Raw genomic sequence first — 13278 nt, 5'->3', positions numbered from 1 at the left:
GTGGACAGAAAAAAACCCGGGTGCTGAGCACGCCGGGCCGGGTGATGGGGACACATCCAATATCCCTTAAAAGATGGCGTCTGGCCAGAAGCGCATCAAATCTCGATTCAGGCCCTCTCCAGCGGTCCCAACACGAACCCCTCAGGCCAACGGCCAAGGCCCCACACTTGCCACAGGGGTCGGTGCCTAGGTTGTTGCCTGCGCTCACCCACGGATGGCAGCCTTCCGTCTCGACCTGATCGGTCGCTACCTACGCCCGCATCGGCGCACGGTTCTGCTCGGGGCCGTGGCCTTGGTGGTCGTCAACATGCTGAGCGTCACCATCCCCCTTGAGGTAAGGAGGGTGATCGACGACCTACAGGACGGCTTTGCCATTACTGATGTGCTTCGGCAGGCCGGCTGGATTGTCGTGCTGGCGAGCTCGATGGGGGTGGTGCGTCTGATCTCCAGGCAACTGGTGTTCGGCGTCGGTCGACAGGTGGAAGTGGAACTTCGCCAGCGGTTGTTCGACCACATGCTTCGTCAGGACCCTGGCTGGGTGCAGGAAACAGGCAGCGGAGAGGTGATCAGCCGAGCCACAAGCGACGTGGAAAACGTGCGGCGACTTTTGGGCTTTGCCGTGCTGAGCCTGACGAACACCGGCTTGGCTTATGCATTCACCCTGCCGGCGATGCTGGCGATCGACCCTGGACTCACCGTGGCGGCGATCGCGCTCTACCCAGTGATGCTTGGCACTGTGCGCCTGTTTGGAGGGCGAATGATGCGCCAGCAGCGCCGTCAGCAGGAACAACTAGCTGGCCTGAGCGAGCTGATCCAAGAAGACCTCTCTGGCATCGCCGCCATCAAGATCTACGGCCAGGAGGCCCAAGAGCAACAAGCCTTCGAAGCTCGAAACGACAACTACCGCGATGCTGCGATTCGGCTGGCCCGTACGCGAAGCACGCTGTTCCCACTCTTAGAGGGCATCTCATCCATCTCTCTGCTCTTGCTGCTGGCCCTGGGGAGCGGACAACTGGAAGCGGGCACGCTCAGCATCGGTGGCCTGGTGGCACTCATCCTTTATGTAGAGCGCCTGGTCTTTCCCACAGCTCTGCTCGGATTCACCCTCAACACCTTCCAAACAGGCCAAGTGAGTCTTGAGCGTGTTGAGGAACTCCTCCAGCGCGCACCGGTGATTGCAGACCCAGAAGCACCTCAAACCCTCTCGACTCCTGTGCTCGGCAGGATCGAAGCCCGAGAACTTTCCATTCGCTACGAGGACAGCGATCGCGACACTCTCTCCAAGCTCTCCTTCGTGATTGAGCCAGGTGAGTTGGTGGCTGTGGTGGGGCCCGTTGGCTGCGGCAAAACAACCCTGGCCCGGGCCCTGGGTCGCATGGTCAACGTGAGCGGCGGCCAGCTGTTTCTTGATGGCTGTGACCTAACAACAATGCGACTCAGCGATCTCCGCCAGCAGATCGCCCTGGTGCCCCAGGAGGGGTATCTCTTCACCAGCAGCCTTGCGGACAACCTCCGATATGGCGATCCGGAAGCCGACACTGCACGAGTGGAGGCGGCTGCCGAGCAGGCTCGCCTGCTGGATGATGTCCGCGGCTTCCCCGATGGCTTTGACACGCTGGTGGGCGAACGTGGAATCACGTTGAGTGGTGGACAGCGCCAACGCACCGCATTGGGAAGAGCCCTGCTGATGACATCGCCTGTGCTGGTCCTCGATGACGCCCTCGCCAGCGTGGACAACAACACCGCCGCAGCGATCCTGGCATCGATCCGCAATCAACGTGAACGAACGATCGTGATGATCAGCCATCAACTCTCTGCTGCTGCTGCCTGCGATCGGATTCTCGTGATCGAACAAGGAACCCTGGTCCAGCAGGGGCATCACCGCGACTTGGTCCAAGAAGAGGGGCTTTATAAACGTCTCTGGGAAAGGGAACAGGCTTCGGAACGTCTCGAAGCGGTGGCCTGATAGCAGATTCCTGGCTTAGCTGAAGTTGCCGTTTCAGGGTTGCATCACCATGTCCACCGCCAACCAATACGCGGTGCGTTGCACCCTCACCTTCGGTGACATCTACGCTCAGGTTCTGGCATGGATGGCGGTTATTTTCGTCAGCCTTGCTGCGGGGCTTGGCTTGATGGGTTCCAGTCGCCCCATCTTTGCCCTGGTTGGCGTTGGTCTGATTCTGGTGCTGAGCCTTCCTTTTCTGCTCTTCGCCTTTGTCACCACTCTGCTGAATCACATTCAGCTGCAGCCTGCTCAGGATTCCTAACCTTGAGTCAGTTCACGATGCCTCGATGCTGCCTTCTTGGTTGACCGGCGAAGCTGCTCAGCGTCCCAACGCAGAACCGCTGCGACATGCCGTACTGAGCACGTCGTTGAATGCCCCGTTGATGGACGACCAGGAGGAAGTGGTCTTCGGATGCGGCTGTTTCTGGGGAGCGGAAAAAGGCTTTTGGCGCCTTCCTGGCGTGGTGACGACCGCTGTTGGATACGCAGGCGGCCACAGCCCCAACCCCAGCTACGATCAGGTGTGCAGCGGCCGTAGCGGCCACACCGAAGTGGTGCGCGTGGTCTGGAGCACGCCTGCTCTCGATTTCAGTGATCTGCTCAAACTGTTCTGGGAATGCCACGACCCCACCCAAGGGGACCGACAAGGCAACGACCGTGGCAGTCAGTACCGCTCGGCGATCTACACGACAACAGAGCGACAGCAGCAACTGGCCCTGGCCAGTCAGGCTGCTTACCAAAAGGGCCTGAGCGACAGGGGACTCGGAGCAATCACAACGGAGATCAAGGCCGATCAGCCCTTCTTCGCCGCAGAGTCGTATCACCAGCAATACCTGGCCAAACCAGGCAGTCGTCCTTATTGCTCCGCCATGCCGAGCGGCGTTCTTCTGGAGCAGTTCGATGGTTGCGCCTACAAACTGCCTGCCAGCGTCTGGAAGTACTACGACTGGTCGATCAGTCACTGCGTGCTGCGTGGGGACAACAGTCCGATCGCGCTGGCATGAAACCCGCTTGGCCTGACTGGGCGGTGCTGACCGCAATCCTGCTGACCCTTCTGGTGGTGATCGGCCTGGCCTTCAGCCTCCGCCCCAGTCGCTCCGATGCGCCACCCCTTCTATGGCGGAGCCCAAGCGTCGACAGCGGAGACTCCCTTCAGATCTGACCACCACAGCACCGCAAGCAGCTCTGTTACTGCCATGGTGAAGCGCCTCTCCTGCTGTTTACACAGTCCGTGTCGGCTCCATCAGACCCCCGACAGCGACGTCAGCTGCATCCCCTTCCGAAGGGCCTGGTTGAGCTGTATGGGCTCATTGCCGTTCTGATGGTGCTGATACCGGAGTGGCTCGCCGAAGGGACTTTGTCGATCGACATCCGCAAAGGCGGGACTGCCATGCCGATGACCACACGAGCCTGGCGAACACTTCCCGAGCTCCAACTCGCCTCGATGAGCGTTCGGGAGCTACGTCAGCTGGCACGACAGCTGCGCCTGTGGGGTTACAGCAGCGACCCTCGCGACCTTCTCACCCAACGTTTGCTGCGGCGGATTCGCCGAAGGAACAGAGGGCGACATGCCTTGTGATAACTTCGTTCTGCCGGGGCGTAGCGCAGCTTGGTAGCGCACCACTTTGGGGTAGTGGGGGTCGTGGGTTCAAATCCCGCCGCTCCGATTCGGTTCCAATCTCATCTGGCAAGCGCTCCTCGTTTGAGGGGCGCTTTTTTTTGAGAATGACCGATTTCTGAGCAAACAAAAAGGGGGCTGAACCGCCAACAGCTGTTCAGCCCAAGCAGGCGTCTGACAACTGACGGTTGATCAGCGCTGGGGCAAATGGGTGATCACCAGATGACGCTGCGCATCAAGCGTCAACCAGCCCTGATCACGGAGCTGACCAACCACGCGCGTCACGGTCACTCGTGTCGTACTGAGGGCACTTGCGATCTCCTGATGGGTGAGTCGCAGGCCAACGCGTAGGCCTTGATCGCAAGGCTGCCCGTAGTCCTGGGCCATCAGCTCGAGGAAGGCACGCACGCGATCTTCCACCCGCCTCAAGCCGAGAAGTGAAAGCATGAACTCTGTCTGACGCACACGTGCAGCCACCGCATTCACCATCAGCATCGACAGATCTGAAGACTGAGAAATCTCCTCGAGCGTGAGGCAAATCAGATCGCAATCGGTGAGTGTGATGGCTTCATAGGCTTCCACCATGCTCAGCGGTTCACCAAACGGTTCGTTCGGACCCACAAGACCCAGGAGCAACTCATCGCCCTGCTCAGTCACGGCACCAAGCTTGACCATGCCATTGGCAACGATCCAGAGGCTGTTCCTCAACAAAGGAATCGAGCTGCCGGCAGTTAGATGAACCTGATTTTTTTTCGAAACTCCAGATTGCAACATCTGAGGCATTGTCTGCTGGGAGAGAACGCCGGGTCGTGTAGGTGTTGCAACCACGTCGTTGAATTCAACTTCAACTGAAGTTAATCACCCCCTTGAACCTTTTAAGCAAAGGAATGAAGAGCATCACCTTAACAGCTGATTAAGATGATGCCTTCAAGCAAAAAGGCCTCATGCCCTCCCCAGCGATGAAACATCAAAGGGAGTGAACAATGAGGCCAAAGGATCATGGATGCAGGTCCGCCTCGTAAGACGGACCCAGGCCAAGATCACTTGCTGATTTTGTTCACAGCAGCACGGGCCTTGCTGAGGATGGCGCCCTTGAGAGGGACAAAACCGAGGTCGTCAGCCTTCGCTTGAGCTTGGTCGCTCAACATGAAGTTGAAGGCCTTCCTGATCGCGGCGGTATTCGAGCCATTGCCGGTCTTGTAAGCCAGCACCCAGGTCAGAGTGGCGATCGGGTAAGCACCCTTGGCCGTCGGATTTGGGTTCTTACCGGCGAGATTGGCATCAAGCCTGATGCCATTCAAAGCCTTGGCACCGGAAGCAAAACTGGGCTTGACGTATTCACCAGACTTGTTCTGGACAGACGCAGCAACCACATTGCCTTTGATGTACGACTGGTTGACGTAACCGATCGCGCCCTTGGTGTTCTTGATCACACCGGCAACGCCCGAGTTGCCCTTGGCACCAACACCCGAGGGCCACTTCACCGACTTACCAGTGCCGAGGGTCCAGGTCTTAGAGAAGGCCTGCATGGAGTTCGTGAAAGCCTTGGTGGTACCGGAGCCATCGGAACGGTGCACCCAAACCATTTTCCCGGGCTTACATCCCACCTGCTTCCAGTTATTGATTTGCCCCATGGCAACTTTGACGGCCTGCTCCTGAGTGAGCTTGAGATTGCAGCCGGGATAGTTGTAACCAAAAGCGATCGTGCCGCCAACCATCGGGATCTGAACCACACCGCGCTTGACTTTCGCCATATCGGTGACCTTCATCGGGTCATCAGATGCACCGAAATTGACAGTCTGATCGATGAATGCTTTGCGCCCGGAACCGGAACCTACCGCCTGGTAGTTGACCTTAGGGCCACCAGACTTGGCCAGCTCAGCGAACCAGCGCTGATACATTTTGGCAGGAAATGATGCACCGGCACCATTCAGGCGGGGAGCCGCCGAAGCAGCCATACCGGCACCCAGAGCAAGCAGGGAAGAAAAAATCAGAGTCTTCTTAGCGAAGCTCATAGCAGGCCTTAAGAGAAATAGGCCACCAATGAATAGCGAAACTAAAGAACGACAGTCGTTAGGAACAATTTAAGAGATGGCTATTATTTAACTCCAGACATTAACCGTGCCTTTACCCGCCTCGTTGCGTTTCAGCTCCTGACGACTCCTCATCACTGCAATGAAGTCGTGTGGATGCGGCATAACCTTTCAACCATCGATTCACGCGCAGACGTTGCGATGGTGGAATTTCACCGAGGAGCTGAGATAACTCCAAAGCACCAAGACGCTTCAGTTCCTTGACATCAACATGCCAAAGCTGCTCGGCTTCACGGATGAGCCGCGCCCAGGTGCGAACGCGCTGCCATGCCTGCAGGCGCATACGGGGCAGATCAATCTGCACAGCTTGATGCTGAGCAGGCTTGCGAAGCCGATGGATTTTGCGTGGAAGCGCAGCCATAGCACCAGCCTGAAGACTGGATGGACAAGTGCACGAAACCTGCGGGGAGGTTTCCAACTGATAAAGCAAATCCTGTGATCAGGAGGCCATCGTTAGCGACGTGTCGAGTTTCTGCACTGCAAAGCTCAGAGCCTCAGCTTCCCTGGCACTAAGTCGACGCGTCCAAGCACCCGCCACGGGGTCATTCCAGCGGAAACCAGCATCTCGGGCGAGATGGCGCTCGTCGTAGCTCACCTGAGCTTTGAACAAACTGCGAGGCTCGAGGCCGTGGGCCAAGCGTTGTTCAAGATCGTCACAGCGTCGAAAGACGTCAGCGAGATAGATGCAATCGGTGAGTGCCCGATGGGCTGCCCACACAGGAATGTCATAAGCCAGGGCCAGATCGCGCACGGATGGCCGGGGGCGAAGCTGACGGTCTGCAGGCCATCGCATCTCCTCCATGCTGCATAACCAGGGCTTCGAAACCGGCGGTAGGTGGCCGCGACCGAACCACTGACGGTCGAAGGCTGCGTTGTGAGCCACGAGAACATCTGCTGCATCAACCAGAGTCTGGAAGTACTGGAGTGCCGCTGCCCAGGGCTGAGCCACGGTGGTGACAGACGCGGGAATGCGGTTGATCGGCTCCGCAGCATTGGCCTGCACCGGCAACAAGAACGAGAGCTGTGCCAACACCTGCCGGCTTGAGACGTCAAAAAGGATGGCGCCCACTTCAAGACAGTGATCGCTGTCTGGGTTGAGACCCGTGGTTTCCGTGTCGAGGATCAGCAGAGTGCTGGGCGCTGTTGTGGTTTGGCTTTGGCCCTGCGCTGGATCGTGTTCAGTTGCAGGCAACGTTTCGGATGTTGAATTCTGATCCCGCCCCACAGTCGCCTCTGGCTGCCCTTCAGCCAACGGAGCTGACACCGTCTCGGGCTGCGGATCTGGCAAGGACTGAGCTGATGATGAATCGGCCGTGAAGGCCAGCAGGTCGAGTTGACCAGGAACCGACTGATTCTCCATGCGCATCCATCGCCCAGCTGCTGCCATTCTCCGTCCTTCGCAACCAATTCCTAGGGTGCGGTCTCGATATTTAGGCCCAAGAGATGCCTCTCACTGTTGGTGACCGCGCCCCCTCGATCAGCCGTGAGGATCAAGACGGCAACATCTGCAACATCGGGGACCGCAACGGAACCATCTTGGTGCTGTTTTTCTATCCGAAAGACGACACCCCTGGTTGCACAGCAGAGGCTTGCGGCTTCCGGGATTCCCATGGCGAGCTGCAGACACTCGGTGCGCAGGTGTGGGGTGTCAGTGGCGACGATGCCATCAGCCATCGTCGTTTCGCCGAGCGCCACCAGCTGCCTTTCCCGCTTCTGAGCGACGCTGATCAAAGCCTGCGCCGCGCCTTCGGAGTGCCCAAGACCCTAGGCCTGCTGCCCTCTCGCGTCACCTATGTGATCGATGGGGAGGGCGTGATCCGCCATGTGTTCAACAACCTGCTCGATGGTCCCGCCCATGTGCGCCAGGCCCAGCAGATTGTGCAATCGCTGCAGACCAAGGCATGAGCACTTGGCGCCGGCTGGATGACTGCTGGTGCCTGTGGCCCTCCCGACCCACCGCCGTCGTGGATTTCATCGGGGGGAGTTATCTGGCCGCCACACCGCAGATCAGTTATCGCCGGTTGCTGGAAGGGCTGGCCTCACGCAATCTGGCCGTCCATGCCTGGAGCTATGTGCCTGGGCTCGACCATCAACTTCAGGCCAGACAGGCCTGGGACAGCCTGCGTCAATGTCGGCGGCAGTTGCTGAACAGGCTTGGCACTCGCCTGGATCCATCGCTTCGGCTTGGTCACAGCCTGGGCTGCAAACTGCACTTGCTCGCCCCTGATGGCGGCCGGAGCAGCAAGGCCATGGTGGCGCTGAGCTTCAACAATTTCACCGCCGATCAGTCCATTCCCCTGCTCGGCGCCGTAGAAACCAGGCTTGGCCTGAAAACGGAATTCAGCCCCAGTCCACAGGAAACGCTGCGACTGATCGAGCGCCACTATCACCAACCCACCAATCTGGTGGTGCGGTTCAAGGATGACGAACTCGATCAGAGCAGCAGTTTGCTGACAGCGCTGCAGACACGTCCGCATGATGCGAGCGAAACACTCCAGCTAGCCGGCGATCACCTCACACCGGCCAGCGCAGGGCTGCGTCGAAAGCTCCTTGGAGACTGGGCTGAGGGCCAGCAACGGCAACAACAGGTGGAACAGCTTCAGCAGCTGATTGCGTCCTGGGCGCAGATGGGCACCACCGCTTCCGGATAGATCACCGAATTGGCCTTTGGTTCGCCCCAGATCTCGTCCTCGCTCAGGTCGGTTTCAATCAGCTCGATTGGGGCACCATCGTCTTCGATCATGGCCACCTTGAACCCCTCAAATGGCTCATAAGGATCGAGCAGCAAGAGCTCACCTTCAATCGCAGCATCGAGATTGTCGACCTAGAAGGCAACGTGCGGAACGGTCTGAATCAAAGGGTGAAGGCTGCTCCCTGGCTCGAAGCGGTGATACTGAATCCGAAATCCAGCCGGACCCTACCCACCGGAGCTGTCCATCCGAAAGGTGGAGCTGTCGTGCTCGCCAGGGCGGCAAGCCGTCGTCGGGATGCCCAGGTGGTGATAGCGATAGCTGACGTGAGACTTTCGCTTCATGGTTGATGACGGCTGATGGGATCACCATGACGGGCTGACAGGTGAAGGTCTGGTGAAACCCAAAAGAAGCTTCGGTTGAACCACGCAATCCAACCAATTCAACCCGCATAAGCTGACTGAGAGATCGCAGACATGCCCTGATGGCGAGCAAAAGTGACATCGCCCTGCTTCAGATCGCCCAGGTGATTGCCCTGAGTGACGGGGCCATCTCCGATGACGAAGCCCAGATGATTGAGGAGCTTCCCCAACGCCTTGGGCTTCAAGCAGCCACACAGACCGGTCAAACATCCCTACCGACACTGGCCAACCTGGCGGAACAGCTCAACAGCGAGGCGGAACGCTGCCTAGCGGCCCGTATTGCCTGCCTGGTGGCAGGCGTGTCACGCAACCCCGAAGACACACAAGACATCAACGCAGACGAACGAACGGCTTACCGAGAACTGGTGGCCGCCCTGGGCTTAACGCACGAGGAGCTCAATGAAATTGAGTGGTCTGCGAAAACAGAGCTGAAGCAAGGCAAAAGCCTTCTGCAGTTGATTGGCGATGCCCTGCTCGGCGAAGGAGGATGGCCCGATCCCACCCTGATGGGACCAGAGATTCCCGGCCTCTGATCCCAGACGTTGTTCTCTGCAGGCTTCAGGCCCGGAGACGATCGAGAACCGAGCGATCTTCCAGGGTGCTGGTGTCTCCACTCACTTCTTCACCGGCGGCGAGAGCCCGAAGAATCCGTCGCATGATCTTTCCGCTGCGGGTTTTGGGGAGAGCATCACTGCAGCGGATCTCATCGGGCCTGGCGATCGGACCGATCTCCTGGCCCACATGGGCCCTCAGCTCAGCCACAAGCGCGTCGGATCCTTCACGCCCCAGCTCAAGGGTGACGAAGGCCACGATGGCCTCGCCCTTGAGATCATCAGGCCTTCCCACCACAGCGGCTTCAGCAACGGCAGGGTGGCTAACCAGAGCGGACTCAATCTCCATCGTGCCCAGGCGATGACCCGAGACATTGATCACGTCATCCACCCGGCCCATGACCCAGAAGTAGCCATCACTGTCGCGACGGGCCCCATCACCGGCGAAATAGATGCGACTGCCGTCGGCAAGGCTGAGATGCTCCCAGTAGCTCTCGCGGAAGCGCTTCGGATTGCCATGCACAGTGCGCATCATCCCTGGCCAGGGCTGACGAACGACCAGGTAACCACCTTGATCAGCACCAACACTGTTGCCTTCGGCATCCACCACATCGGCCTGAATGCCAGGCAAAGGAAGGGTGGCCGATCCCGGCTTGGTGGGAGTAGCTCCAGGCAGTGGACTAATCATCACGCCACCGGTTTCGGTCTGCCACCAGGTGTCAACGATTGGACAGCGATGGCCGCCAATCACGTCGCGGTACCACATCCAGGCCTCGGGATTGATCGGCTCGCCGACGGTGCCAAGCAAGCGCAGGCTGCGCATGTCGTACTGGTCAGGCACGTCACGGCCACTCTTCATGAAGGCACGGATCGCCGTTGGGGCTGTGTAGAAGATGGTGATGCCGTGCTTCTGAATCAGCTCCCAGAAGGCTCCAGGCTTGGAAGGACGCGGAGCGCCCTCATACATCACGCTGGTGGCGCCATTGGAGAGAGGGCCGTAGACGATGTAACTGTGGCCGGTGATCCAGCCCACATCCGCTGTGCACCAAAAGACGTCGTCGTCCTTGATGTCGAAGATCCACTGGAAGGTGAGGTGAGCCCAGAGGTTGTAGCCGGCAGTGGTGTGGACCACTCCCTTTGGTTTTCCTGTGGAGCCAGAGGTGTAGAGCACAAACAGACGGTCTTCGCTCTCCATCGGTTCGGCCGGGCAATCACTGGCCTGACCAGGAACGACGTCATGCCACCAAAGATCACGGCCCTCGGCCATCGTCACTGAATCCTTGGTGCGCTGCACCACAAGCACAGACTGCACGCTTGGACAGGCACCATCGGCCAAGGCCGCATCCACCGCTGGCTTGAGCGCAACGGCTTTGTCTTTGCGGAATCCACCATCTGCAGTGATCACCGCTTTGGCCTCACCATCGATGAGACGATCACGAAGGGCTTCGGCGGAAAAGCCTCCGAAGACCACCGAGTGGGGGGCTCCGATCCGGGCGCAGGCCAACATGGCGATGGCAGCCTCGGGGATCATGGGCATATAGAGAGCCACAAGATCACCCTTGCCAAGGCCCATCCCTTTCAAGGCATTGGCGGCACGACAGACCTCAGCGTGCAGCTCGCGATAGGTAAATCGGCGCACATCACCCGGCTCCCCCTCCCAGATCAACGCCGTCTTGTCGGCCTTGGGGCCATCGAGATGCCGATCGAGACAGTTGTAGGAGAGGTTGGTCTTGCCGCCATCGAACCACTTGGCAAACGGGGCATCACTCCAATCGAGCACGGTGTGAAAAGGCTCAAACCAGTGCAGCTCTTTCCTTGCCGCATCTCCCCAGAAGCGATCGGGATCCTGCGCAGCAGCGTCTGCCAGAGCCCGATAGGCCTCCATGCTGCCGATACTGGCCTTGGAGGCAAGATCGGCAGGAGGGGCAAACACGCGCTGTTCATGCAGCACTGATTCGATCGTGGAAGCTTCACTCATCGCCCGTGGCCTGCAAGCACTCACTCGGGAAGGTTATCCAGAGCTCCCAAGGATGGAAGTGCTGTCGTTGCCAAGCGTTGCCAGAGGCGACCGACTTTGTTGTCTGAACTGGAGGTCACCAACAAACTTGGCGAACAAAGGCCTGCGGAGACGGAGCGGCCAGGAAGGAGCTGATCTGATGTCCATCTCAGCCGAGGCCGCGATCGGCGGCTTCTGCGCCACCTGCAGCTGGTTGCAACAGCCCACGTGAACAGCACTCAACACAAGCCTGGATTGAAGACGCTGCCCCAGGCATGCCTGTTTGATCTCGATGGGCTCTTACTCAACACCGAACCTCTGCATGGCCAAGCTTGGGAAGCCGCTGCCGCCCATTTCGGCACCCAGCTAAGGCAAGCCCAACTGCTGGCGCTGCGCGGACGCCGCCGTCGCGACTGCGCCGACCAGGTGGTGCGTTGGTTGGATGCGTCGATTGGCAGCGACGAACTGCTAGCGATTCAGCAGCCCATCGCCCGAAGGCTGCTGCCGACAGCGAAGCCAAACGCCGGTGCACAACAACTTGTTAGCTGGTGTGCCCAACACACCATGCCGATGGCACTCGTGACCAGCAGTGCCCAAGAGTCGGTCGCCTACAAGACCGCTGGCCATCCCTGGATCAATCAAATCACCACCCGGGTGCTCGGCGACGACCCCAACCTGGAGGCCGGTAAACCTGCGCCTGATCCTTTTCTACTGGCAGCCCAACGGCTAAACGTTGAGGCCTCCAGCTGCTGGGCTTTCGAGGATTCTGCGGCTGGCACGCATGCAGCATTAGCCGCTGGGTGCCATGTCTGGGTGCTGAACCCAGACGGCAACAACCTGGATTGCGGCAACCTTCCGAAGGATGGGACCTGGCAGACGATCGCAAGCCTGAACGATGTACTAACGGCTTTGAAGACTCAGTAAAGGCGACTGAGCACAAACTCAGGCAGCTCCAGCAAGGCGCGGCGAGAGGGTGAATCAGGGAGCCATTGCAGCGATTCACGGGCCTCTCGGGCGAAGGTTTCCGCGAGGGCGCGGCTGCGGGGAATGGCATCAGAAGCCCGCACCAAGTCGAGGGCCTGTTCGAGGTCACCCTCACCACTGAACTCACGTTCAATTAGTCCAGCCAGGACGGGTTGCTCTTCCAAGGCATAGAGAGCTGGAGCCGTGAGGAGGCCGCTGGCTAAATCACTGGCGGCGGGCTTGCCGAGCTGCTGCTCGCTGCCAGTGAAATCGAGGATGTCATCAACAACCTGGAAGGCGAGACCGAGCTGGCGGCCAAAGCGATAAAGCTGATCGAGTTGCTGGGGGGTCTGATCACTGAGGACCCCAGCGGCACGAGCACTGTTCGCAATCAGAGAAGCCGTCTTGCAGTAGCTCTTCTCGAGGTAGGTCTCGAAGGATTGGCCGGTGTCATAACGGAACAGGCCCTGCTTCACCTCGCCGTCGGCAAGGTCCATGATCACGCGGCTGAGCAACTTCACCACCTCGAGATCGTCGAGATTGGCGAGATGCCAACTGGCCTGTGCAAACAGGAAGTCGCCTGCAAGCACGGCCACACGATGGTTGAAGCGGCTGTGCACAGTGGCCACACCACGCCGCGTCGCCGCTTCGTCCACCACATCATCGTGAACGAGGGAGGCCGTATGGATCATTTCAGTGATCTCGGCCAGCCGACGATGCCGAGCGGTGAGATCACCTTCCGGCGACAGCGCCCGGGAAATCAGCAGAACAATCCCGGGGCGGATCTTCTTTCCACCTGCACTGAAAAGATGCTCTGCAGCCGCCTGCAGGATTGGGTGACCAGCCCCGATCAGGCTGCGCAGATCACTGAGCAGAGTTTCGAGATCGAGCTCGACCGGCTGCAAAAGCTCAGTGACGGTGGCCATGGATCCCCTCGGTG

15 protein-coding genes and 1 tRNA gene are annotated in these 13278 nt (G+C 59.2%); 10 read left to right on the top strand and 6 right to left on the bottom strand.

The window, feature by feature from the left end; all coding sequences use genetic code 11:
* The first annotated feature begins 214 nt into the window (after positions 1-214).
* The 6 genes from SIB72_RS10075 to SIB72_RS10050 all read left to right on the top strand — a co-directional run bounded on the left by SIB72_RS10075 (position 215) and on the right by SIB72_RS10050 (position 3672).
* Positions 215-1966, top strand: coding sequence for an ABC transporter ATP-binding protein (locus tag SIB72_RS10075; protein ID WP_413743794.1), 1752 nt, complete (start codon positions 215-217; stop codon positions 1964-1966).
* 49 nt (positions 1967-2015) lie between these two features.
* Positions 2016-2267 carry a hypothetical protein gene (locus SIB72_RS10070; protein ID WP_115018097.1) on the top strand — a complete coding sequence of 84 codons (252 nt, stop codon included), beginning with the start codon at positions 2016-2018 and terminating at the stop codon, positions 2265-2267.
* A 25-nt stretch (positions 2268-2292) separates the two neighbouring features.
* Positions 2293-3009 (top strand): peptide-methionine (S)-S-oxide reductase MsrA, encoded by a 717-nt coding sequence (gene msrA, locus SIB72_RS10065; RefSeq protein ID WP_413743793.1) that lies wholly within the window; start codon positions 2293-2295, stop codon positions 3007-3009.
* Positions 3006-3167: a hypothetical protein gene (locus tag SIB72_RS10060; protein WP_170953974.1), complete on the top strand. Its 162-nt coding sequence runs from the start codon at positions 3006-3008 to the stop codon at positions 3165-3167. The genes msrA and SIB72_RS10060 overlap by 4 nt, the downstream gene beginning before the upstream one ends.
* 69 nt (positions 3168-3236) lie before the next feature.
* Positions 3237-3584, top strand: coding sequence for a hypothetical protein (locus tag SIB72_RS10055; protein WP_115121717.1), 348 nt, complete (start codon positions 3237-3239; stop codon positions 3582-3584).
* A 14-nt stretch (positions 3585-3598) separates the two neighbouring features.
* A tRNA-Pro gene (locus SIB72_RS10050) sits at positions 3599-3672 on the top strand.
* Positions 3673-3815: 143 nt separating this feature from the next.
* Here SIB72_RS10050 and SIB72_RS10045 read toward each other — a convergent pair.
* From SIB72_RS10045 to SIB72_RS10030, 4 genes are all read right to left on the bottom strand, one after another.
* Complete coding sequence (locus SIB72_RS10045) at positions 3816-4406, bottom strand: Crp/Fnr family transcriptional regulator (RefSeq protein WP_115121718.1); 591 nt, start codon at positions 4404-4406, stop codon at positions 3816-3818.
* A gap of 257 nt (positions 4407-4663) precedes the next feature.
* Positions 4664-5638 carry a phosphate ABC transporter substrate-binding protein PstS gene (pstS, locus tag SIB72_RS10040; protein WP_115121719.1) on the bottom strand — a complete coding sequence of 325 codons (975 nt, stop codon included), beginning with the start codon at positions 5636-5638 and terminating at the stop codon, positions 4664-4666.
* Positions 5639-5750: 112 nt separating this feature from the next.
* Positions 5751-6077 carry a hypothetical protein gene (locus SIB72_RS10035; RefSeq protein WP_413743792.1) on the bottom strand — a complete coding sequence of 109 codons (327 nt, stop codon included), beginning with the start codon at positions 6075-6077 and terminating at the stop codon, positions 5751-5753.
* A gap of 78 nt (positions 6078-6155) precedes the next feature.
* On the bottom strand, positions 6156-7076 hold the full coding sequence (locus SIB72_RS10030) for a 3'-5' exonuclease (protein WP_413745100.1): 921 nt from the start codon (positions 7074-7076) through the stop codon (positions 6156-6158).
* A gap of 83 nt (positions 7077-7159) precedes the next feature.
* On the opposite strand from SIB72_RS10030, the gene SIB72_RS10025 reads away from it, so the two are divergent.
* From SIB72_RS10025 to SIB72_RS10015, 3 genes are all read left to right on the top strand, one after another.
* The gene (locus SIB72_RS10025; RefSeq protein WP_115121720.1) at positions 7160-7621 is read left to right on the top strand and encodes a peroxiredoxin; all 462 of its coding nucleotides are present in this window, start codon (positions 7160-7162) and stop codon (positions 7619-7621) included.
* Positions 7618-8367, top strand: a complete 750-nt coding sequence (locus SIB72_RS10020; RefSeq protein WP_413743791.1) for a DUF1350 family protein — start codon at positions 7618-7620, stop codon at positions 8365-8367. Before SIB72_RS10025 ends, SIB72_RS10020 begins: the two co-directional genes overlap by 4 nt.
* Before the next feature lie 523 nt (positions 8368-8890).
* Complete coding sequence (locus tag SIB72_RS10015) at positions 8891-9361, top strand: TerB family tellurite resistance protein (RefSeq protein WP_413743790.1); 471 nt, start codon at positions 8891-8893, stop codon at positions 9359-9361.
* Between the two features lie 25 nt (positions 9362-9386).
* Here SIB72_RS10015 and acs read toward each other — a convergent pair whose 3' ends face one another.
* Entirely contained in the window at positions 9387-11357 is a 1971-nt protein-coding gene (gene acs / locus SIB72_RS10010; RefSeq protein WP_413743789.1) for an acetate--CoA ligase, read from the bottom strand.
* Positions 11358-11603: 246 nt separating this feature from the next.
* On the opposite strand from acs, the gene SIB72_RS10005 reads away from it, so the two are divergent.
* Entirely contained in the window at positions 11604-12299 is a 696-nt protein-coding gene (locus SIB72_RS10005; RefSeq protein WP_413743788.1) for an HAD family hydrolase, read from the top strand.
* Here SIB72_RS10005 and sds read toward each other — a convergent pair.
* Positions 12293-13264 carry a solanesyl diphosphate synthase gene (sds, locus tag SIB72_RS10000; RefSeq protein WP_413743787.1) on the bottom strand — a complete coding sequence of 324 codons (972 nt, stop codon included), beginning with the start codon at positions 13262-13264 and terminating at the stop codon, positions 12293-12295. The two genes, SIB72_RS10005 and sds, sit on opposite strands and share 7 nt — an antisense overlap.
* Between the last annotated feature and the right edge of the window lie 14 nt (positions 13265-13278).

The sequence above is a fragment of the Synechococcus sp. MIT S9451 genome (assembly GCF_047304725.1).
GTDB lineage: Bacteria > Cyanobacteriota > Cyanobacteriia > PCC-6307 > Cyanobiaceae > Synechococcus_C.
The sequence above is the reverse complement of the archived record's forward strand: the minus strand, read 5'-3'. Positions and strand labels throughout refer to the sequence as shown.

Excerpts from the sequence above, each read along its gene's own strand:
- sds (WP_413743787.1), bottom strand. The coding sequence starts at position 13,264 with ATGGCCACCGTCACTGAGCTTTTGCAGCCGGTCGAGCTCGATCTCGAA.
- SIB72_RS10075 (WP_413743794.1), top strand. The coding sequence starts at position 215 with ATGGCAGCCTTCCGTCTCGACCTGATCGGTCGCTACCTACGCCCGCAT.
- acs (WP_413743789.1), bottom strand. The coding sequence starts at position 11,357 with ATGAGTGAAGCTTCCACGATCGAATCAGTGCTGCATGAACAGCGCGTG.
- SIB72_RS10045 (WP_115121718.1), bottom strand. The coding sequence starts at position 4,406 with ATGCCTCAGATGTTGCAATCTGGAGTTTCGAAAAAAAATCAGGTTCAT.
- SIB72_RS10060 (WP_170953974.1), top strand. The coding sequence starts at position 3,006 with ATGAAACCCGCTTGGCCTGACTGGGCGGTGCTGACCGCAATCCTGCTG.
- msrA (WP_413743793.1), top strand. The coding sequence starts at position 2,293 with ATGCTGCCTTCTTGGTTGACCGGCGAAGCTGCTCAGCGTCCCAACGCA.
- SIB72_RS10030 (WP_413745100.1), bottom strand. The coding sequence starts at position 7,076 with ATGGAGAATCAGTCGGTTCCTGGTCAACTCGACCTGCTGGCCTTCACG.
- pstS (WP_115121719.1), bottom strand. The coding sequence starts at position 5,638 with ATGAGCTTCGCTAAGAAGACTCTGATTTTTTCTTCCCTGCTTGCTCTG.
- SIB72_RS10025 (WP_115121720.1), top strand. The coding sequence starts at position 7,160 with ATGCCTCTCACTGTTGGTGACCGCGCCCCCTCGATCAGCCGTGAGGAT.
- SIB72_RS10020 (WP_413743791.1), top strand. The coding sequence starts at position 7,618 with ATGAGCACTTGGCGCCGGCTGGATGACTGCTGGTGCCTGTGGCCCTCC.
- SIB72_RS10070 (WP_115018097.1), top strand. The coding sequence starts at position 2,016 with ATGTCCACCGCCAACCAATACGCGGTGCGTTGCACCCTCACCTTCGGT.
- SIB72_RS10035 (WP_413743792.1), bottom strand. The coding sequence starts at position 6,077 with ATGGCTGCGCTTCCACGCAAAATCCATCGGCTTCGCAAGCCTGCTCAG.
- SIB72_RS10015 (WP_413743790.1), top strand. The coding sequence starts at position 8,891 with ATGGCGAGCAAAAGTGACATCGCCCTGCTTCAGATCGCCCAGGTGATT.